Raw genomic sequence first — 588 nt, 5'->3', positions numbered from 1 at the left:
CCGCGTTGCTCCATGGAGAACCTGCCGCCGCTGGGCCAGTTCCGCACCACGGTGCTGCAGTACGAGGTGCAGCACGCGGGCAACGAGGACCTGCCGCCGGCCATGCTCAACCTGCCGCGCCTGTGCAACCACTGCGACAACCCGCCCTGCGTGCCGGTCTGCCCGGTGCAGGCCACCTTCCAGCGCAGCGACGGCATCGTGCTGGTGGACAACGAGCGCTGCGTGGGCTGCGGCTACTGCGTGCAGGCCTGCCCCTATGACGCGCGCTTCATCAACCACGAGACGCAGACCGCCGACAAGTGCACCTTCTGCGAGCACCGCCTGGAAGCCGGCCTGCTGCCGGCCTGCGTGGAAAGCTGCGTGTGCGGCGCCCGCGTGATCGGCGACCTCAACGACGAGGGCAGCGAGATCCGCCAGCGCATGCGCGAGCACGCCAAGGACCTCAAGGTGCTCAAGCCCGCCATGGGCACGGACCCGCATGTGTACTACCTGGGATTGCCCGACGCCTTCGTCGACGGCGTGGACGGGCAGGCCAGCGTGCGGCTGGTCACTTCCCACTGAACGCAAGGAGCATCCCAGGCAACGCGG

1 protein-coding gene is annotated in these 588 nt (G+C 69.0%); it reads left to right on the top strand.

The features are described from left to right. Positions 1 to 561, top strand: a 561-nt coding sequence (locus tag L995_RS24900; RefSeq protein WP_047474048.1) for a 4Fe-4S dicluster domain-containing protein, incomplete at its 5' end; no start/stop codon positions are given. Between the last annotated feature and the right edge of the window lie 27 nt (positions 562 to 588).

Source organism: Delftia sp. ZNC0008 (assembly GCF_000799035.1).
GTDB classification, from domain to species: Bacteria; Pseudomonadota; Gammaproteobacteria; order Burkholderiales; family Burkholderiaceae_C; genus Comamonas; species Comamonas tsuruhatensis.
The sequence above is the reverse complement of the archived record's forward strand: the minus strand, read 5'-3'. Positions and strand labels throughout refer to the sequence as shown.